This window comes from Flavobacterium saliperosum (assembly GCF_900100625.1).
Lineage (GTDB): Bacteria > Bacteroidota > Bacteroidia > Flavobacteriales > Flavobacteriaceae > Flavobacterium > Flavobacterium saliperosum.
Genome location: NZ_FMTY01000002.1, coordinates 146,704 through 164,123, shown reverse-complemented (window position 1 = coordinate 164,123; position 17,420 = coordinate 146,704). Strand labels below are relative to the sequence as shown.

Annotated in this window: 15 protein-coding genes; 8 read left to right on the top strand and 7 right to left on the bottom strand. The window is 40.3% G+C overall.

Translation table 11 applies throughout. From position 1 onward, the window contains the following. Positions 1 to 11: 11 nt before the first annotated feature. Positions 12 to 1,712 (top strand): RluA family pseudouridine synthase, encoded by a 1,701-nt coding sequence (locus BLQ05_RS04185; RefSeq protein WP_023576450.1) that lies wholly within the window; start codon positions 12 to 14, stop codon positions 1,710 to 1,712. A 131-nt stretch (positions 1,713 to 1,843) separates the two neighbouring features. Here BLQ05_RS04185 and BLQ05_RS04180 read toward each other — a convergent pair whose 3' ends face one another. Continuing rightward, positions 1,844 to 2,869 (bottom strand): threonine aldolase family protein, encoded by a 1,026-nt coding sequence (locus tag BLQ05_RS04180; RefSeq protein ID WP_023576449.1) that lies wholly within the window; start codon positions 2,867 to 2,869, stop codon positions 1,844 to 1,846. 47 nt (positions 2,870 to 2,916) lie between these two features. Here BLQ05_RS04180 and prfB point away from each other — a divergent pair. Both prfB and BLQ05_RS04170 read left to right on the top strand, forming a co-directional pair. Further along, a protein-coding gene (gene prfB / locus BLQ05_RS04175) for a peptide chain release factor 2 (protein ID WP_143000909.1) occupies positions 2,917 to 4,012 on the top strand; the annotation gives its coding sequence in 2 pieces (ribosomal slippage) (positions 2,917 to 2,979 and positions 2,981 to 4,012; 1,095 coding nt in all). 199 nt (positions 4,013 to 4,211) lie between these two features. Further along, a complete protein-coding gene (locus BLQ05_RS04170) occupies positions 4,212 to 5,453 on the top strand; it encodes a porin family protein (RefSeq protein ID WP_023576446.1) in 1,242 nt (413 codons plus the stop codon). Positions 5,454 to 5,511: 58 nt separating this feature from the next. Here the strand turns inward: BLQ05_RS04170 and glyA are convergent, their stop codons facing one another. After that, positions 5,512 to 6,786 carry a serine hydroxymethyltransferase gene (gene glyA, locus BLQ05_RS04165; protein ID WP_023576445.1) on the bottom strand — a complete coding sequence of 425 codons (1,275 nt, stop codon included), beginning with the start codon at positions 6,784 to 6,786 and terminating at the stop codon, positions 5,512 to 5,514. Positions 6,787 to 6,897: 111 nt separating this feature from the next. On the opposite strand from glyA, the gene fahA reads away from it, so the two are divergent. From fahA to BLQ05_RS04145, 4 genes are all read left to right on the top strand, one after another. Beyond that, positions 6,898 to 8,184 carry a fumarylacetoacetase gene (gene fahA / locus BLQ05_RS04160; protein ID WP_035654509.1) on the top strand — a complete coding sequence of 429 codons (1,287 nt, stop codon included), beginning with the start codon at positions 6,898 to 6,900 and terminating at the stop codon, positions 8,182 to 8,184. Between the two features lie 194 nt (positions 8,185 to 8,378). After that, entirely contained in the window at positions 8,379 to 9,563 is a 1,185-nt protein-coding gene (locus tag BLQ05_RS04155) for a hypothetical protein (protein WP_023576443.1), read from the top strand. Positions 9,564 to 9,720: 157 nt separating this feature from the next. Beyond that, a complete protein-coding gene (locus BLQ05_RS04150) occupies positions 9,721 to 10,578 on the top strand; it encodes a TolB family protein (protein WP_023576442.1) in 858 nt (285 codons plus the stop codon). Positions 10,579 to 10,580: 2 nt separating this feature from the next. Next, entirely contained in the window at positions 10,581 to 12,578 is a 1,998-nt protein-coding gene (locus BLQ05_RS04145) for an N-acetylmuramoyl-L-alanine amidase (RefSeq protein ID WP_023576441.1), read from the top strand. 22 nt (positions 12,579 to 12,600) lie between these two features. Here the strand turns inward: BLQ05_RS04145 and BLQ05_RS04140 are convergent, their stop codons facing one another. From BLQ05_RS04140 to ytxJ, 3 genes are read right to left on the bottom strand one after another with little or no spacing between them, the layout of a single operon-like run. Next, positions 12,601 to 13,170: a DinB family protein gene (locus BLQ05_RS04140; RefSeq protein ID WP_023576440.1), complete on the bottom strand. Its 570-nt coding sequence runs from the start codon at positions 13,168 to 13,170 to the stop codon at positions 12,601 to 12,603. 54 nt (positions 13,171 to 13,224) lie between these two features. Next, on the bottom strand, positions 13,225 to 13,764 hold the full coding sequence (locus BLQ05_RS04135; RefSeq protein ID WP_023576439.1) for a Crp/Fnr family transcriptional regulator: 540 nt from the start codon (positions 13,762 to 13,764) through the stop codon (positions 13,225 to 13,227). 2 nt (positions 13,765 to 13,766) lie between these two features. Further along, positions 13,767 to 14,153 carry a bacillithiol system redox-active protein YtxJ gene (ytxJ, locus tag BLQ05_RS04130; RefSeq protein ID WP_035654506.1) on the bottom strand — a complete coding sequence of 129 codons (387 nt, stop codon included), beginning with the start codon at positions 14,151 to 14,153 and terminating at the stop codon, positions 13,767 to 13,769. A gap of 152 nt (positions 14,154 to 14,305) precedes the next feature. Here ytxJ and clpB point away from each other — a divergent pair, with 152 nt between their 5' ends. Continuing rightward, positions 14,306 to 16,912: an ATP-dependent chaperone ClpB gene (gene clpB / locus BLQ05_RS04125; protein WP_023576437.1), complete on the top strand. Its 2,607-nt coding sequence runs from the start codon at positions 14,306 to 14,308 to the stop codon at positions 16,910 to 16,912. 203 nt (positions 16,913 to 17,115) lie between these two features. On the opposite strand, the gene BLQ05_RS13900 is transcribed toward clpB, so the two are convergent. Both BLQ05_RS13900 and BLQ05_RS13895 read right to left on the bottom strand, forming a co-directional pair. Next, entirely contained in the window at positions 17,116 to 17,244 is a 129-nt protein-coding gene (locus tag BLQ05_RS13900) for a hypothetical protein (protein WP_023576436.1), read from the bottom strand. Positions 17,245 to 17,247: 3 nt separating this feature from the next. Continuing rightward, the gene (locus BLQ05_RS13895; RefSeq protein WP_280521607.1) at positions 17,248 to 17,379 is read right to left on the bottom strand and encodes a hypothetical protein; all 132 of its coding nucleotides are present in this window, start codon (positions 17,377 to 17,379) and stop codon (positions 17,248 to 17,250) included. Positions 17,380 to 17,420: the final 41 nt, after the last annotated feature.

Sequence of the window (17,420 nt, the reverse complement as noted above, 5' to 3'; positions counted from 1 at the left end):
AATAAAGAAAAATGAATTCATCCGAAACCTCGACAACGACTTGTTTTATTCCTTTTAAGGAAGCGATTGATTCGTATGCGTTACCGGAGCGGTTCACTTTTCCTTTTTATTACGAGCCACATCCGTTAAGCGTTTTGGCGGCAAAAGAACTTCAGGAATATCTGGAACAACAAACGGATTGGGAGCACAATTTCGGATTGGACGATAATCAGGAAGGTTTGGTTATCGGAAAAATGTTCGGTGTAATGGTCGTCAGAAACGAGCAGAATGAAATCGGATATTTAGCCGCCTTTTCAGGGAAATTGGCCGAGAAAAACATACATCCTTTATTTGTTCCTCCGATTTTTGACATGTTGGAAGAAGACAGTTTTTTCATTATCGGAATTAAAGAACTGACTCAAATTAACAACACGATTGAAGCGTTGGAAAACAATCCGGAATTTTTAGAATTATCCCGACTTTTAAAAACCGAAACAGAATCGGCAACAAAAAAGTTAGAAGAACAAAAACTGAAAATGAGCGAGGCTAAAAAAGTCCGCAAACTCCTTAGAAAAAAAGCACAGGAAGAAATTACCGATGCCGTTGCTCTGGAAATTGAAATGAATAATCTGGTAAGAGAAAGTCTGAAAGACAAGTTTCTCTTGCGGGAACTTACGGAATATCTGGAAGAACGAATTTCGGTTATCCATCAAAAACTAAATCGCTTCACTACTGAAATTTCAGCTTTAAAAGAAGAACGGAAATTAAAATCGGCCGATTTACAGCAACTGCTTTTCGATCAGTATCATTTCCTCAATAATAAAGGTGAAGCCAAAAGTCTGTGTGATATTTTTGAAGCGACTGCTTTATTGAAACCACCGGCGGCTGCAGGAGAATGTGCCGCACCAAAACTTTTGCAATATGCGTATCTCAATAATTTACAACCTATCGCGATGGCCGAATTCTGGTGGGGCGAATCGCCAAAATCGGAAATCCGGAAACATGGTCAGTTCTACCCTGCCTGTCGCGGAAAATGCGAACCCATTTTAGGGCATATGTTAGAAGGATTGTCCGTGGATGAAAATCCGCTACTTGTAAATCCGGCTTTGGGTGTGGAAATTGAAACGATTTATGAAGACGATTGCCTTGCCATAATCAACAAGCCAGCCGAATTTTTATCGGTTCCGGGTATCAATATTATGGATTCGGTATACGAACGCATGAAACTGAAATATCCTTTAGCAACCGGACCACTAATTGTACACCGATTAGATATGGCGACTTCGGGCTTGATGCTGATTGCCAAAGACAAAGACACCCATAAACTTTTACAGAGTCAGTTTATCAAACGAACGGTAAAAAAACGTTATGTTGCTTTGCTGGACGGAATAGTTACGGATGCTGAAGGTGAAATCGATTTGCCGTTACGTATTGATTTGGAAGACCGACCACGACAATTGGTTTGCTACGAATATGGCAAACGTGCGGTTACTAAATTTAAAGTGATTGAAAGAACCGAAAAACAAACCCGTATTCATTTTTGGCCCATTACCGGACGAACCCATCAGTTACGCATGCACGCCTCGCATTTTTCGGGATTAAATGCTCCGATTGTGGGTGATGATTTGTACGGAACAAAAGCCAACCGATTACATCTTCACGCCGAATGGCTTGAGTTCAAACATCCGGTTACTAAAGAAACGATGACTTTCGAAGTTGCTGCTGAATTTTAAAATGATTGCAGCAGATCAGCTAATAGTGATTTTTTGAAACCATATAAGCCATTTAAGTTTTTAGGATGCATAAACTTATATGTTTATAAATTAAAAATGGTCGCTACGTCTTTTTCTAATTGCCTTATAAATTAAAGCTCAATTTTCATCAAAGCTTCCAACACATAATCATGCATTACCTGTTTGTAATCCAAATGGGTAACAATACGCAATTTCCCTTTCCCCATCGAACTGATAAAGATGTTTTTCTGCTTCAGTTTTTCAATCAGTAAGGCTTCGTCAAACTGAGGTTTTACGGAGAAAATCAGAATATTGGTTTCAACCGGCTCCACTTTATCCACCCAATACAATTGCTGTAATAAAGCACTAATTTCTCTGGCCCGGCGGTGGTCTTCTTCCAATCGGCCCACATTATTCTGCAAAGCATATAAACCTGCGGCTGCCAAATAACCAATCTGACGCATGCCTCCACCTAATATTTTTCGGATTCGTAACGCTCTGTGAATGGTTTCCTTATCTCCCAAAAGTAACGAACCTACCGGAGCACCCATTCCTTTGGACAAACAAACCGAAATCGTATCAAACAAATCGCCATATTGTTTCGGATGTTGGCGTTTGGCCACCAAAGCATTCCACAAACGCGCGCCGTCAAGATGATATTTCAGGTTATTATCGACACAAACCTGCTTGATTCTTCGCAATTCGTCAATATCATAACAAGCGCCTCCGCCTTTATTGGTGGTATTTTCAATGCAAACCAAAGACGTTTTCGGGTTGTGATAAAATTCGGGATCTGTAATATGTTCTTCCACTTGGAGTGATGTAATCATTCCGCGATTGCCATCCACCAACGAACAGGAAACCCCACTGTTAAATGAAGCACCGCCTCCTTCATACAAATAAACATGTGCCCATTTATCACAAATCAATTGGTCTCCGGGTTGGGTGTGTAACTTAATTGCGGTCTGGTTCGCCATCGTTCCCGAAGGAAAAAACAACGCTGCTTCCATTCCGAATAAATCGGCCACGGTTTCTTCCAATTCCACAGCCGTAGGATCCTGACGGTAAACATCATCACCTACTTTTGCGCGAAACATGTGTTGTAACATTTCAGGGGTTGGTTTGGTAACCGTATCGCTAATTAAATTTATTTCCATATTCTAAAAAGGAATGTCTATTTTTGCGGGATAAAACTACAATTTTTATGGTAAATACCGAACAGATTAAGGATATTATTGAGCGCCTTGGTGCGTTAAGGAGGTATCTTTGACGTCGACAGGAAACTTATAGAGATAGCCAACGAGGAAGAAAAAACCTTTGCACCGGATTTTTGGAACAACGCCAAAGAAGCCGAAGTTATTGTCAGAAACCTCCGTTCCAAGAAAAAATGGGTCGAAGATTATGAAAAAGGGAATAACATGGCCGAAGAACTTCAGTTAATTTATGAATTCTTCAAAGAAGGTGATGCTACCGAGGAAGAGCTTGATCAGCAATACCATACCACGATTTTACATATCGAAAATCTCGAATTCAAGAACATGCTTTCTGATGAAGGCGACAACTTGAGTGCGGTACTTCAAATCACTGCCGGAGCCGGAGGGACAGAAAGCTGCGACTGGGCGTCGATGCTGATGCGTATGTATCTGATGTGGGGAGAAAAGCAAGGCTATAAAATCAAGGAACTGAACTTTCAGGAAGGTGATGTGGCCGGAATTAAAACCGTGACATTGGAAATTGAAGGTGATTATTCTTTTGGCTATTTAAAAGGCGAGAACGGCGTGCACCGATTGGTGCGTATTTCTCCTTTTGACAGTAACGGAAAACGTCATACTTCATTTGCTTCTGTGTATGTTTATCCTTTGGTGGATGACACGATTGAAATTGAAATCAGTCCTGCCGATATTGAAATTACGACAGCCCGTTCCAGTGGTGCTGGTGGTCAGAATGTAAATAAGGTGGAAACGAAAGTGCAGTTATTGCACAAGCCCACCGGAATTCAGATTCAGTGTTCGGAAACGCGTTCGCAGCACGATAACCGCCAGCGCGCAATGCAAATGTTACGTTCCCAGTTATACGAAATCGAGCTGAAAAAGAAATTGGCGCAACGTGCCGATATCGAAGCCGGTAAAATGAAAATCGAATGGGGATCGCAAATCCGAAATTACGTGATGCATCCGTATAAATTGGTGAAAGATGTTCGAAGCGGCTATGAAACCAGCGATGTGGATGGTGTAATGAACGGTGAGATTGACGAATTCCTGAAAGCCTATCTGATGATGATGGGGCAGAAAGAAGAATAATCATATTTTTAGCAGGCATAATTACCGAAAACGCGTATTTCTGTCCGTATTTTAAAGGAGGAACTCATGATTATTTATGAGATTCCTCCTTTTTTTTCTAACAAAAAAAGATTTTTTTATGAAAAAAAATAAAAAAAATAATACAAAAAATTACAACAAACATCTTACTTTTATTTTTTTTAAAACTAATCAATAAAAAATGAAAAATAAATTTTACTTTATTATTTTCTTAGTTGTTTCCAACTTTGCCAACGCTCAGACAAATTTTGAAAAAGGATTTTACATTAACAATAATAACTCCAAAGTTGAAGGGTTTATCAAAAACACAGACTGGAAAAACAATCCAAGTTCATTTGAATTTAAAGAATCAGAAAACAGTGATGCAAAAATTGTTTCTATAGATTATGCGAAGGAATTTGAAATATCTGAAATATGTCGATATGTAAGAGCGGATATTGATATAGAAAAATCAAGCAATAAACTTCAATTTATAGGATATGACAAAGACCCTCAGTTTACAAACGAAAGACTTTTTCTTAAACAATTAGTATACGGCTCTTCAAATCTTTACAAGTTTGAAGAAAATGGTTTAGAGAAATTTTTCTATTCTGTAAATAACGCTCCTATCAAACAATTGATTTTTATCAAATACAAAGCAACTTCCGAAAATAATCAAAACGGGAAGTACAGTTCCGGCGATGTTTTAATAAACGATTTGTTCCGAAGACAATTATGGACTGACGTAAAATGTGAAACAATTACACAACAAAACATCAAATCAACGAATTATACTGCAACTGACCTGACAAAGTATTTTACAAAATACAATGCTTGCAAAGGTGACCTGGTATCGACTAAAATAAAGACAAAAAAAGTCATGCATAACCTTAAAGCTGCAGTTATGTACAATAATTCCACCCTGAGTGTTGAATCATACAACCCAAGTTATTCCACAGATTTCAAAAATTCCGGATTCGGATTCGGATTGGAATATGAATTGATTTTGCCGTTTAATAACAATAAATGGGGAATTACTTTTGAACCAAATTATACTACTTTTAAGAACGAGCAAACATTACCTGCATCCAATATGGGGGGATCACCAGTCATTGCAAAAACGGAAATCAAGTATTTTCAAGTTCCATTAGGAATAAGACACTATTTTTTCCTTAACAGCAATTCTAAACTATTTTTAAACGCCGTTGCAAACGTAAGAATGATTCCAAGAAAAAAATATTTAGTTGAGTACAGCGACAGAAACTTCTATGAATTTGCACCAACCTCTTTTTCTGCAGCTTTCGGTATTGGATATACGTACAAAAAAATAACGGGAGAAGTCAGATATTATCCGTCCACAAACATCTCTCAACACGCATACATTCCTATGAATTTCAGCAATACAAGTTTCATACTTCGCTATGAAATTTTCGGAAAAAAGTAAAACCATAAAAAAATCCCTCGATATCGAGGGATTTTTTATTTTATATGTAATCGAAGTATTAGAATACAAACATGGAGCGCTCGCTCATCATATCGTTTACCTCATCCGCAACTTGTTCCAGAACCGCTTCTTCGGTATGGTTCATGATTACTCTGTCGATTAAATCAACAATGGTTTCCATGTCAGCTTCCAATAAACCGCGAGTTGTAATTGCAGGCGTTCCTACACGGATACCTGAAGTCACGAACGGCGATTTATCATCAAAAGGAACCATATTTTTATTTACCGTAATTTCAGCTTTCACTAATGCGTTCTCCGCTTCTTTACCGGAAATGTTTTTGTTTCTCAAGTCGATTAACATCATGTGATTGTCTGTTCCGCCAGAAATAATGTTATAACCTCTTTTCACGAAAGCTTCTGCCATCGCTTTGGCGTTTTTCTGAACCTGCATCGCATAACGGAAAAACTCATCGGTTAACGCTTCACCGAAAGCCACAGCTTTAGCCGCAATGATGTGCTCTAACGGACCACCTTGATTTCCAGGGAAAACCGACATATCCAACACGTGCGACATCATTCTGATTTCTCCTTTTGGCGTTGTTAAACCCCATGGATTTTCGAAATCTTTACCCATCATGATCATTCCGCCTCTTGGTCCACGTAATGTTTTATGTGTAGTTGTTGTAATAATATGACAATGAGGAACCGGATCGTTCATTAATCCTTTGGCAATTAAACCGGCAGGATGCGCGATATCGGCCATTAAAATAGCACCAACCGAATCCGCGATTTCACGGAAACGTTTGAAATCCATATCACGGGAATACGCCGAAGCTCCTGCGATAATTAATTTTGGTTGCTCTTTCGTAGCGATTTCCTGAATTTTATCGTAGTTCAAACGACCTGTCTCCTGCTCTACGCCGTAAAAAACCGGGTTGTATAATTTTCCTGAAAAGTTTACAGGAGAACCGTGCGTCAAGTGACCACCATGCGATAAATCGAAACCTAAAATTTTATCACCCGGTTTCAAACATGCAGAAAGAACTGCTGTATTTGCCTGTGAACCGGAGTGTGGTTGTACGTTTACATACTCGGCACCGAATAGAGCTTTGGCTCTGTCGATAGCGATTTGTTCGATAACGTCTACTACTTCGCAGCCACCGTAATATCGTTTTCCGGGATAACCTTCCGCATATTTATTGGTTAACACCGAACCTGCAGCTTCCATTACCTGGTCGCTTACAAAGTTTTCTGATGCAATAAGTTCTAATCCGTGGATTTGTCTGTCTTGTTCTTCAAGAATTAAGTCGAAAATTTGTTCGTCGCGTTGCATTTTCAAATATTTTGTTAAATCGAGTTCAAAAATACGAAAAGTGTTTGGTAAAATCACAATAGAAAGTATATTTGATGATTGAAATACAAACCGACAAAAAAACACAACATCATGCCAATTACAGCAAACGATCCTCATAGAAAATCATGGTTACAGGTTTCTGAAAACAGTGATTTTCCCATTCAAAATATTCCTTTCGGCGTTTTTATTACCAAAGAAGATGTAGTCACTATCGGAACTCGAATTGGTGATTTCGCCATCGACATGGGTGCTTTACAGCAATTAGGCTACTTTGAAGGTATCGAATTAACAGACGATATGTTCATGCAGGACACCTTAAACGATTTCATTTCCGACGGTAAAAAAACCTGGAGATTGGTTCGTAACCGCTTAGCCGACATTTTCGATGCGGAAAATTCCGCATTAAGAGATAACAAATCACATCGTGATGTTGTGGTATTCAACATTCAGGACGTGGAAATGCAATTACCAGTTCAGATTGGGGATTATACCGATTTCTATTCCAGCAGAGAACACGCTACCAATGTGGGTAAAATGTTCCGTGATCCGGAAAACGCTTTATTACCGAACTGGTTACACATTCCGGTGGGTTACCACGGAAGAAGTTCTACAATTGTTCCTTCCGGCATTCCGGTACACCGACCAATGGGACAAACCTTACCAAACGGCGAAACACAACCGGTATTCGGCCCGTCACGTTTGGTGGATTTCGAATTGGAAACGGCTTTCATTACTACCGATGCTAACCTTATGGGCGAAAACATTCCTGTAAACGAAGCGGAAGAATATATTTTCGGAATGGTATTACTGAACGACTGGAGTGCGCGTGATATCCAGAAATGGGAATATGTGCCGCTTGGACCGTTCTTAGCGAAAAACTTTGCTTCGTCGATTTCGCCTTGGATTGTAACGATGGATGCTTTAGAGCCTTTCAGAACGGCAAGTCCGAAACAGGAACCGGAACCGCTTCCTTATTTACTGCAACACGGAAACCACGCTTTTGATATTAATTTAGAAGTGTCGATTGCGCCCGAAAGCAAAGAAGAAACCATCGTTAGCAAATCGAATTTAAAATACATGTATTGGACGATGAGTCAGCAATTGGCACATCATACCATTAACGGATGCCGAATCAATTCGGGAGACATGATGGGTTCGGGAACCATTTCAGGACCAACGGAAGATTCTTTCGGTTCAATGTTAGAGCTTACTTGGGGTGGACAAAAACCGCTTACACTGAAAGACGGTACCGAGCGTAAATTCATTAATGATGGCGACACGGTAATCATCCGCGGTTTCTGTGCAAACGATCAGGTACGTATCGGATTCGGGGAAGTATCCAGTAAGCTGTTACCTCCTATTCCCACGAAATATTAAAAATATCCAAAACTCCGAAACTCAACCTTCGGAGTTTTTTTATACCTGAACATCAAATCCGGCCTAGCCCTGTTCCGATAGCTATCGGAAGAAACGGCATCCTTTTTGCTTTGTTTTTCAAACAAAACAAAAAGATATAGTGGACAGCGGGAAAAGCTCCCGAAAAATTATATTTTTACAAAAATTTACAGTTTATGAAGAAAATTACTTGTCTATTCGTATTAGTAACCTTTGTGTTTTCATGCGGTGTAAAGCAAACACAAAGCATGTTGAGCGACGGTGATTACGACGGTGCTATCCATCGGGCAGCCGAAGGTTTGAAAACCAACAAAAACGCTAAAGGGAAACAGGATTATGTGTATTTGATGGAAGAAGCTTTTGCTAAAGCCAAGGAACGTGATTTGAGAAACATCGATATGTTGTCCAAAGACACGAATCCGGCAAATTTTGAAAAAGTATACAATACCTATCTTCAGTTGAACAACCGTCAGGAAAAAATACGCCCTTTGCTTCCTTTAAAATTACTGAAACAAGGCCGTGATGCTTATTTCCCTTTCGACGATTATTCTGCTCAGATTGTAAACAGTAAAAATGCGCTATCGAAATACCTTTATGATAACTCTAAATTATTATTGAAAACCAATGATAAAATGAGCTACCGTCGGGCGTATGATGATTTCGCGTATCTCGAAAGCATTAATCCGGGATATAAAGACGTGAAACAATTAATGGATGAAGCCCAGTTTAAAGGCACCGATTTCGTGAATGTGTTTACCAAAAACGAAACCAACATGATAATTCCGGCCCGTTTGCAAAGCGATTTATTGGATTTCAGTACGTTTGGTTTGAACGATAAATGGACGGTATACCACAGCAACCGTCAGAAAGGAATTAACTATGATTACGGAATGATTGTAAATTTCCGTCAGATTAACATTTCTCCTGAGCAGATTAAAGAGAAAGAATTCATCAAGGAAAAACAGATTAAAGACGGAACAAAAACCTTGGTGGACGCCAACGGAAATGTGGTAAAAGACAGTTTGGGTAATCCTATTAAAGTGGATAATTTCAAAACCATTCGCGCCAACATTTACGAGTTTCGTCAGTTTAAGGCTTGTCAGGTAACCGCTAAAGTGGATTATGTCGATTTCAGAACCAATCAGCTTATTGAGACCTTCCCGTTAACAAGCGAATTTAACTTCGAATACATTTACGCCAACTACAACGGAGACAAACGTGCCTGCGACGATAACTATTTGATGTACTTCGACAGAAGAGCCGTTCCGTTCCCAAGTAACGAACAAATGGTTTTCGATACGGGTGAAGATTTAAAAGCAAAATTGAAAAGCATTATTACCCGCAATAAATTCAGACGATAATCTTTTTTTTCGAAAACAATACAAAAGCACTTTCTTATTGAAGGTGCTTTTTTTATACATTAATTAAAGATTTTACTTACTAATAATTTGTTAATAATTTTTTATACTTTGTAATCAAGAAATAAATACATTTGTAAGTATCTAAAATTAATTATGTATGAAAAAACTATTACTTACCTTTTCATTATTAACGGGGCTTTTTGCAAATAGTCAGGTTGTCACCGATTATAACCGTATTGAGATTGAAGGTTTTTACACCAATCCGGTAGTTTCTCCCGACAGCAAGTATGTTTTACTTTCCGGTGAACATTTAAAAGGGGTTTTTCTGTTAAATCTGTCCGACAATTCGATTGCCACCATTTCATCGGCAGACGGAAGCGGTTATGCCTACTCCTGGAACAAGGACAGCAACTCATTTTATTTCAAAGAGAAAGGCAGTAAAGAGTACTTTACAGATGCAAAGGTGTATCAGTATAGCCTTGCGGATAAGAAAAAATCGGTGGTTGAAGAAGTAAATCACAATTTCCTTCCTTCCTATAAAGGATTTGAAAAAGATACCGAAAGACAAATCGTAATTTACACCAATACGGCCACGCTAAAAATTGAAGCAAAGGATTTGAAATCTTCAAAATATTGGACGGTTACCAATGATGAAGGGCAATTCTACAATGCTATCCTTTCGCATGACGGAAAAAAAGTGGCTGTACACAATGGCGCCGACATTTATGTATATCAAACTGACGGAAGCGGCAAAGGAATAAAAATAGGAAGAGGATTGGCCACTGGCTGGTCAAAAGATGATACATTTTTAATTGGTTTTCTAGACGAAAGTGATGACGGACACCGAGTAACCAATTCGGAAATTTACTGGTATGATGTTACAAATGCCAGAGCTAAGAAAATAACGACTTCGGAAGTCATTTCTGAAATGTTTCCAAGCCTTTATGATGAGGACAAAGTTATTTTCTCCGACGATAAAACTGGCCGAATTTATACTGCAACACTAAAAATGTAATCATGAAGAAAATGCTGAAACTATTGTTTGTCATGTTATTCAGTGTAACGGCAAACGCACAGATAATTGTTATTGATCCCGGACATGGTTATGGTGCTTCAACAAGTGATAATCCCGACGGAAGAACCGCTACCGAAATCGAAACTTCTCTCGAAGTGGGATTAAGAACCCGAAATCTAATACAGAACAGTTGTACCTGGACGGTGCACATGACCCGAACCACAAACCTCAACAGTTGGATATCCGTAACCCAACGCGCACAGATGTCCAACAACTGGAATGCGGATCGTTTATTAAGTATCCATTGTAACGCCGGCGGCGGAACAGGAACGGAAACGTTCTATTGTACCGACAGCGATACCAACACAGCACCCGATATTGCTTTTGCACAAAAAATCCAGGCCGATATGGTAACGCACGGTTCCTGGAACAACAGACGTTGTGTGGAAGACAACAGCTTCCTTGCTTATCATCTCGGAGTACTGAAATATTCTTCGGCGACAGCCTGTTTGAATGAAATTGGTTTTGTCGATTCTGCGGATGCCACGAAATTGTTGAGTTCTACCTGGAGAGACAGTTTTGCCTTGTCGTATTTCAATTCTTTCAAATCCAATTTGAATTTAACCTGCTCCACCACTCCGCCTCCCGGCAGTTTTACTCTAACCCCTACTCCGGAATGTAGTGGAACCAGTACAAGAATCCGATTGAACTGGACGGCTTCCACAAACGCTACCGGATATGATATTTACCGAAACAATTCGCTTTACGCGAGCAATATCACCGGAATCCAATATACCAATACTGCCGTAACAGCCGGCACTTCATATACGTACTATGTAAAGGCAAAAAATGCTGCCGGAACCACCAACAATTCAAACGGAACATTGACTGCCGTTGCCCTAAATTGTGCCGCGCCCGGAATTTTTACCTTAACGGCCACTCCGGAATGCAACGGAACGCAAAGCAGAGTGAACTTATCGTGGACGACTTCCGCCAATGCCACAAATTATGATATTTACAGAAACAGTTCGTTATATGCCAGCAATATTTCCGGAACACAATATCTGAATACTGCGGTTACTGCAGGAACAGCATATACGTATTACGTTATTGCCAAAAATGCAAACGGCAATACAACCAATTCAAACGGAACTTTATCTGTTACCGCAGTAAACTGTACTGCTCCGGGCGCATTTTCAATAACAGCGACTCCGGAATGTAACAGCACTGCCAGCAGAATCAACCTGACTTGGACAGCATCTGTAAATGCTACTAGTTACGATATTTACCGAAACGGGAATTTATACGCTTCGGATGTTGCAGGTACCCAATTCCTGAATACTTATATTACTCCGGGAACCAATTATACCTATTCCATGGTTGCTAAAAACAATATTGGCACTACAAGTAATTCAAACGGAACGGTTTCTGCCACCGCTTTGGTTTGCCCTCCCGGTAGTTTCACATTAACCGCTTCGCCAACTTGCAGCGGAACTGCAAGTGCGATAAATTTAAGCTGGACAGCCGCTGCTAATGCAACTAGCTATGATATCTATCGAAACGGTAATCTTTATGCTTCGGATATTACCGGAACAACGTTTTTAAATACCTATCTGATTACTGCCGGATCAACTTACACCTATTACGTTAAAGCAAAAAACAGTGCGGGTACACTAACTAACGCCAATGGAACACAGTCGGTAACCGCAACAAGCTGTACGGCTAAAATATCCGAAGACGATACGGCACAAAAAGAACCTGAATTTATAGTTTACCCTAATCCTGCCAATGAATTCATAACGGTGGAATTTACGGGAAGTGCTTCTGAAAACTTCGAGCTAACATTGACAGACATGACCGGAAAGTCGGTTTTTCATGAAAAGATTTCATCAGACAAGCAAAGCAAAACAATAAACATTAGTGATTTTGCTTCCGGTGTCTACTTTCTGAAAGCGAATATCAAAGGAAAACAGTATTTCAGGAAAATCATTAAAAAGTAATCTAAAAAAAAAAATCCGGAGCCTAAACTTCGGATTTTTCTTTTGTATTCATCTGATACGCTAAAACCCGTTCCGCCTGAAGAACATGCCTTTGGTTGTGATAGATTACAAAACGGAACGTATCACCCAATTTGATACGAATCCATTTGGCAATACTTATTCCTGTTTTCAGTTTGTTCAGATTTACCTGTTCGGAAGCTTCCAATAATTCCAACATTGTATTTTGTTGGGCAATAAAAGTGGCGACAACGCTGCTGTCCATTTTACTTCCGATGGGATTGGTTTTCTTAAGCGTTTTCATTTTGTTCAGCTTTGTTTTCGGCTGCATGCTTTTCGCAAAATAATCACCTAAAAAACCGGGATGAAATTCCAAATCAGGCTTATCTTTAGACCGCAGCATTACACTTTCCATTTCAGGAAGGTAAAAATTTCCGTATATATTGAGGTGTTCAAGACATTCCAAAACGCTCCAGCTTTGCACATCATTTCTCCAATTCAGTACCGCAACAGGTAATTCATAAAGTTGCTGAGCAAAATCGATATGCTGATAGGTAATCGTTTTTAATTCCGAAATTAAATCTGTAGTTTTCATTTTTATTTTTTATACAAATTTCGATATCCTTCGGGAAATAAAAATTGATTCAGATCAAGACTTTTTCAAACGCGATAACGTCTCAGGAGTCATGCGAAGGTAATTGGCAATGTACTTATGCGGAATTTCCTGAAAAAGACGCGGACTTCTTTTCAAGACCCTGGAATAACGCTCATTCACGGAAGCAATCAGCAAATCTTTTTCGCGCTCCATCTGCTGGAGGACTAAGTTTTCAAGAATAGCGTTCCATAATTTCAGGTTGTCTTCATTCTCAGTAATGAATTCAAAAAATGTTCTTTTGGAAATAACCTTTACGGAAGTTTTCTTAATCGCCTGAATGTAAAAATCGGAAGGTTGCTCAGTCAAAAATGAATCCAAAGAAACAATTAAATCATTCTGATAACCAAAACGGATAATCTGTTCCTCCTGCGTTTGACTGATGTAGACTCTCAAACTTCCTTCTTCAATAAAATAAATATTGGTATCAATGGTTCCGGCAACCTTTAAGAATTCGTTTCTTTTCAGCAGCACTTCTTTTTCAAACAAATTGTTCGTTTTAAGTGTTTCTAAAATTCCTGAAGGTCCTCCCGCCATTTTTAAAGATAGTTTTTCAAATCCTCCGCATCAATATCACTGTGCGAAGCATCGTGAACCGCTTTGCCGGCTTTAACAACAATCAGTTGCGGCGACTGATGTACCACTTCAAACATGGCAGCTATCGCATTGGAAATTTCCCTGTGATTCAGTAAATCCAAAAAATAAGGCGTAACTTTATCCTTCAGCGTAAATTCGTTTTCAAACTGCTTTAACGCCATTCGGCTGATGCTGCAACGCGTACTGTGTTTGAAGATTACCACCGGATTTTCATGCGACAAATCGGTTATTTCATGTAACTGTCCCAAATCGGTAAGAGAAACCCAATCCATTTTTGATTGTGGATTTTCATCACCTGAACCACCGAAAATATTTTTGATAAAACTCATTTTGTCTTGTTTTACGACATTTTGTCCTGATTTATTCTCCGAAAAAGAACAAAACAAGTCATTTTGTCCTGATTTTAACATTGGAATACAAATTGTCCACTGCAATACAAAGCTAAACAAAATACAACATAGAATAAACAGCATTTAACATTATGAATTTAAATAACTTTACCATCAAATCACAGGAAGCCATTCAGCAAGCACAACAGATTGCGCAAGGCTTCGGACAACAACAGCTCGAAAACGAACACTTTTTTAAAGGTATTCTCGAAGTTGATGAAAATGTTGCGCCTTTCATTCTGAAAAAACTGAATGTTAATCTGAACCTGTTCAAACAAATTCTGGACAGCACGATTCAGAGTTTCCCAAAAGTATCCGGCGGCGACATCATGCTTTCCAGAGAAGCCAACAACACCCTTTTGGAAGCCAACAACATTGCCAAAAAAATGACCGATGAATACGTTTCAGTCGAGCATTTGATTCTGGCTATATTCAAATCGAAAAGCAAAGTGGCCCAAATTTTAAAAGACCAGGGCGTAACCGAAAAAGGTCTGGAAGCCGCTATTGCCGAAATCCGAAAAGGAGAACGAGTAACCTCAGCTTCAGCCGAAGAAACTTACAACGCCTTAAACAAATACGCCAAAAACCTCAACGAATTAGCCAAAACCGGAAAACTGGATCCTGTTATCGGTCGTGATGAGGAAATCCGTCGTGTGTTACAGATTCTTACCCGAAGAACCAAGAACAACCCAATGTTGGTAGGAGAACCCGGTGTAGGTAAAACCGCAATTGCCGAAGGTTTGGCACATAGAATCGTAGACGGCGACGTACCCGAAAACCTGAAAGACAAAATCGTTTTTTCCTTGGATATGGGTGCGCTGATTGCCGGTGCGAAGTACAAAGGGGAATTCGAAGAACGTTTAAAATCGGTAGTAAAAGAAGTGACTTCTGCCGAGGGCGACATCGTGTTGTTCATTGACGAAATCCACACCTTAGTGGGTGCCGGCGGTGGCGAAGGCGCAATGGATGCCGCCAACATCTTAAAACCCGCGTTAGCCCGTGGTGAATTAAGAGCCATAGGAGCCACTACGCTTGACGAATATCAAAAATACTTCGAAAAAGATAAAGCTTTGGAACGTCGTTTCCAAAAGGTAATGGTTGATGAACCGGATACCGAAAGTGCGATTTCCATCTTACGTGGTATCAAAGAGAAATACGAAACCCACCACAAAGTACGAATCAAAGACGATGCGATTATTGCGGCGGTGGAATTATCACAACGTTACATTACCAATCGTTTCCTTCCGGACAAAGCCATCGATTTAATTGACGAGGCTGCTTCCAAACTGCGCATGGAAATCAACTCCAAACCCGAAGAACTCGACGTTTTGGACCGAAAGATCATGCAGCTGGAAATCGAAATCGAAGCCATCAAACGCGAGAACGACGAGAACAAATTAAAGATTCTCGGTATGGATTTGGCGAATCTGAAAGAAGAACGCAACGAGATTTTCACCAAATGGAAATCGGAAAAAGATGTGGTGGATAACATTCAGACCGTAAAACAACAAATCGAAGATTTCAAAGCCGAAGCCGAACGTGCCGAACGCGATGGCGATTACGGTAAAGTAGCCGAAATCCGTTACGGAAAAATCAAAGAAGCCACGGAGAAACTGGAAGTATTGCAAAAACAACTTCAGGAAAACCAAGCCGGAACTTCCTTAATCAAAGAAGAAGTAACCCACGACGACATCGCCGAAGTGGTAGCCAAATGGACCGGCGTTCCGGTAACCAAAATGCTGCAAAGCGAACGCGAGAAATTATTAAAACTGGAAGACGAATTACATCATAGAGTTGTAGGTCAAGAAGAAGCGATTCAAGCGATTAGTGATGCCGTGCGTCGTAGCCGAGCCGGATTGCAGGATCCTAAAAAACCCATCGGTTCCTTCCTATTCCTTGGAACAACGGGTGTGGGTAAAACGGAATTGGCAAAAGCCTTGGCCGAATATTTATTCGACGACGAAAATGCCATGACCAGAATCGACATGAGCGAATACCAGGAACGTCACAGCGTAAGCCGATTAGTTGGTGCGCCTCCGGGATATGTAGGTTACGATGAAGGCGGACAGTTAACCGAAGCCGTACGACGCAAACCCTATTCTGTAGTGTTATTGGATGAGATCGAAAAAGCACATCCCGACACCTTCAACATCTTGTTACAAGTATTAGATGAAGGGCGTTTAACCGACAACAAAGGACGCTTGGCCGATTTCAAAAACACAATCATCATCATGACGTCCAACATGGGAAGCGCCATCATACAAGAGAAATTCGAGAACTTAAAAGGCGGAATTGAAGCGGCTACAGAAGCAGCAAAAACCGAAGTCTTAGGCTTGTTAAAACAAACCGTTCGTCCCGAATTCATCAACCGTATCGACGAAATCGTGATGTTCACCCCGCTAAGCAGCGACAACATCAAAGAGATTGTAGGCTTGCAGTTAAAAAGCGTTATCAAAATGCTGGCACACCAACACATCACGATGGACGCCACTCCGGAAGCAATCGCCTATCTTTCCGAAAAAGGATACGATCCAACTTTCGGCGCAAGACCGGTAAAACGAGTAATCCAAAAAGACGTTCTCAACGAACTCTCCAAACAGATTCTCTCCGGCAAAGTCAAAACCGACAGTATCATACTGTTAGACAGCTTCGACGGTCAACTGGTTTTCAGAAACCAATCCGATGAAATTAAAGAGTAAGTAGTTTTTCATATATTTTTGGTTATACCCGACTGGTTTCAAAGCATCAGTCGGGTATTTTTTTTGGAGCGAAGCGTTGGTGATCTCTTGGAATCCCTATTCCTGCTGTCCGTTACAATCTGTCATTGCGAGCCTGCGAAGCAATCTCCCAATCACAGGATTTCTCTCCCATCAGGGCTATACGGTAATGGTCTTACCAAAAATCAGTGTTTCATAAACCAATTCGCTTTAGTATTTGCCCTGTCCACCATCTGCATTGCCTTGCCCAACTCCTGCATCAGTTTACCGAACTCCTGCATCGACCTGCCCAACTCCTCTATTGCCTTGTCCAACGTCTACATCGGCTTGCCCAACTCCTGCATTGCCTTGCCGAACGTCTGCATCGACCTGACCAACTCCTGCATTGCCTTGCCGAACTCCTGCATTGCCTTGCCGAACTCCTGCATTGCCTTGCCGAACGTCTGCAAAGTCAGGCCTTCAAAAAAATTCCATCATAAACAGTACAAAA